The following is a 3,017-nucleotide window of genomic DNA, read 5'->3' on the forward strand; positions in this document are numbered from 1 at the left end:
GCGACGCGCGATACGGGATATCGGGCGAGCGCGGCAACGAACCCGGTGGGCCGATTTGGCCCACCGAAGGCCGGGTTCTTTTGCGCCGTGGCGGTGTTGCGGCTGTTGGCCGATGCACCGCATCGCCCGGCGAGCCGCGCCTGGCCACGGCGAAAAATCATCCCGGACAAATGGTTCCCTATAACCATGCACCGCTCTAGGTTGTTGCGCCCCGCCCCCCGCCAAGCAGTTGGGGGTCTGCGTGGGGGAATTCTCCAGTAATATCAGTGGCGTGAGGAAGCCATCGAGGCGCCGGGACGATTGCCGGCCGCTCACTCGGCGGTGGTTTCGGCCGTTGTCATCTGCGCGATCCAGGCGCTGTACTCGGCGCTGCCGCCCTCGGTGGGAATGACCAGGATCGCAGGTAGCTCATAGGGATGGCGTGCGCGCAATCCGGCGATGGCTTCCTCGAGGACACCGCGCCGGGTCTTGATCAGCATCGCGACCTCGGAGGTGCGCTCCGGCGTTCCCTCCCATTCATAGATCGATACCATGCCCGGAAAGATGTTGACGCAGGCGGCAATTCGCTCTGCAACGAGCGCCCCGCCCACCTTCTCGGCATCGTCCCTGGAGGCAAAGGTCGTGTAGATGAAGACCGGTTGATCCGCGCTTTCCGCCATTCCCACTCTCCGCGACCCGCGCCGTTTCGCCTCTGTCGCTCTGCCCGCCAACTGGCGGTATAGTGCCGGAATTGCGATCGCGAGTCAGCGGATATGGTAAACCCACGCGGAGCGGAAACGAAACTGGAGAAGATCGCCTTCGTAGCGAGCGAAATTGCCGAGGCACAGGCGGCTGCGGCGCGCCTTGCCGAGCGCTACGGCAGTGTCGCGCCGCGGGCCGCCGATGTCATCGTCGCGCTCGGCGGCGACGGCTTGATGCTGCGCACGGCACGCCGCTTCATGAGCTCGGGAAAGCCGATCTACGGCATGCATCGGGGCTCGATCGGCTTTCTGATGAACGAATACAACGAAGACCACCTTCATGAGCGTCTGGCCGCCGCGGTGCGGAGCGAGATCCATCCGCTGATCATGCACGCGACCGACCTCAAGGGCCGCAAGCATACCGCCCATGCCATCAACGAAGTGTCGCTGTGGCGACAGACCTATCAGGCGTCCAAGCTGCGAATTTCGATCGATGGCGAGTTGCGGCTGCGCGAGCTCATCTGTGACGGCGTGCTGGTCGCTACGCCGGCGGGCAGTACCGCCTATAATCTCTCCGCCGATGGCCCGATCGTGCCGATCGGCGCGCCCCTTCTGGCCATGACCCCGATCAGCCCGTTCCGCCCGCGCCGCTGGCGCGGCGCGCTGCTCTCCAACAAGGCGCGCATCCGCATTGACGTTCTGGAATCTCACAAGCGGCCGGTCAGCGCCGCCGCCGATCACACCGAATTCCGCAATATCGACTGGGTCGAGACGTTCGAGGACACCGACAAGACGATTTACCTGCTGTTCGACCCCGGCCACAATCTCGACGAGCGAACCCTGCGCGAGCAGTTCCGTTACTGATTGCCTGCTTCGTGCCCCAGCGTTCGACCGAACCTAAGCGGCGGCGGCATCCTGCCAATAGACCGCCCGCGCCTCCTCGCGCCCGGCATCGTCGGCAAGCCGCGACATGAGGCCGGAAAGACCATCGAGATCGCGCCCCTCCCCGGCGCCATAGGCGGCGAGAATCGCCTCGATCACCGGTTTCCGCGACGATGGATAGGTCAGATCGACGCCGCGGCCGATCGCTTCCAGGACCGTATCGACGGCGATCCTGAAGCCCCAAAACAAGTTCGGCGGCAGGCTCGCCCGCTCGTAAAGCGCCCGGAATCCGGGCCCGTGGCGATCATGGATGAGCCGTGCCACCCGCCGCGCCGGCAGCCCGGAGAGGAAAGCGAAACAGTCCTCCAGAAAGGCGACATTGCCGTTCACCAGTGCCCGCAGGATCAGTCCGGCACTCAGATGACCGGTGGCGTCCAAATACCCGATCAGGACTTGCCGCTCGCTTGGGCCGCAGCTTGCGGCAAGATCGACGCTGACCCGTTCCCAGGCTTCGCGCAAGAAGCGCTGCGCCCGCTCCGGCCGCACCACGTCCTTGACCATGCCGAGATCGCCAAGCGCATCGCAAAGCGCAATCGTTAGGCCCTGGCGGACATGGACCGGCAGGTCGCTGCGCGCCAGCATGGTCGCCCGTACCGCCGGATCCATGGCGTGGCGTTCGGCAAGCCGCGCAAAGCCTTCGGGAAGAATGCTCGCTCCGGGATTTTCCAACAGCTTCACACAGGCCTCGCCGCCCGCCACTTCGATCAGCGCGGCTGCGACCGGCGCCGAGACACGCGCGCGGCTCGCGATCAGCATTTGCGTTGCCGCCTCGCCCTCTCCGATGAGTTCGACCAGGTCGCGATCGCGCAGCACCGTCGAGCGCTGCACCACCGGGGCGCAGACCGCGATCTGATCGGAGGCCAGCGCCGCGACGATATGGTGCGGCGCCTCCGCATGATCTGCGATCGCCTCGGCCAGCGCGCGGCGCACGACCGGGTTGGGATCATCGAGAATGCCAACCAAGCCGGCGCCGATCTCGTCGCGGCTGACCGCGTTCAGCTTCGGCGAAACGAATGCCCGCACCAACGGCCCGACGGCAACGACCCGCTGGCGCGAGTCGCTAACCGATAACAGAGCCAGGAATGGTTGTGTAATCATCGCGCAACTGTGACCTTCCCCCGACGCTAAAGTGCCTGTCACAGCCTGCTGGACGACACGCGTGCCCGGCCAATCGCGCAGCATGGGTTGGAATGCTTAAGGAAACGTTCACCATAACGGGACGGGGACGGCGCCGGCTGCCGCTACTTCGAGGTCGCCTCGCTGCCCGACGCCGCCTCCTCGACGGCGGCGGCCGCCGCCACCGGGGTTGCCCGTAACGACACGGTGACGAACTCGCCGCGCTCTTCCGGCGGTACCGGCGCCCGCCGGGTCATGCGGTAGGCGGCAAAGACCGCG

The 3,017-nt window shown here is 65.9% G+C and carries 3 protein-coding genes; 1 reads left to right on the forward strand and 2 read right to left on the reverse strand.

Features of this window, described 5'->3' with window-relative positions:
• Window positions 1-311: 311 nt before the first annotated feature.
• Complete coding sequence (gene cutA / locus Q8P46_08060; GenBank protein MDP2620116.1) at window positions 312-659, reverse strand: divalent-cation tolerance protein CutA; 348 nt, start codon at window positions 657-659, stop codon at window positions 312-314.
• A 93-nt stretch (window positions 660-752) separates the two neighbouring features.
• On the opposite strand from cutA, the gene Q8P46_08065 reads away from it, so the two are divergent.
• Window positions 753-1,544, forward strand: a complete 792-nt coding sequence (locus Q8P46_08065) for an NAD kinase (GenBank protein MDP2620117.1) — start codon at window positions 753-755, stop codon at window positions 1,542-1,544.
• A 33-nt stretch (window positions 1,545-1,577) separates the two neighbouring features.
• On the opposite strand, the gene Q8P46_08070 is transcribed toward Q8P46_08065, so the two are convergent.
• Window positions 1,578-2,720, reverse strand: coding sequence for a DUF2336 domain-containing protein (locus Q8P46_08070; protein MDP2620118.1), 1,143 nt, complete (start codon window positions 2,718-2,720; stop codon window positions 1,578-1,580).
• Window positions 2,721-3,017 lie beyond the last annotated feature (297 nt).

Source organism: Hyphomicrobiales bacterium, assembly GCA_030688605.1.
Classification (GTDB): Bacteria; Pseudomonadota; Alphaproteobacteria; order Rhizobiales; family NORP267; genus JAUYJB01.

Excerpts from the sequence above, each read along its gene's own strand:
- cutA (MDP2620116.1), bottom strand. The coding sequence starts at position 659 with ATGGCGGAAAGCGCGGATCAACCGGTCTTCATCTACACGACCTTTGCC.
- Q8P46_08065 (MDP2620117.1), top strand. The coding sequence starts at position 753 with ATGGTAAACCCACGCGGAGCGGAAACGAAACTGGAGAAGATCGCCTTC.
- Q8P46_08070 (MDP2620118.1), bottom strand. The coding sequence starts at position 2,720 with ATGATTACACAACCATTCCTGGCTCTGTTATCGGTTAGCGACTCGCGC.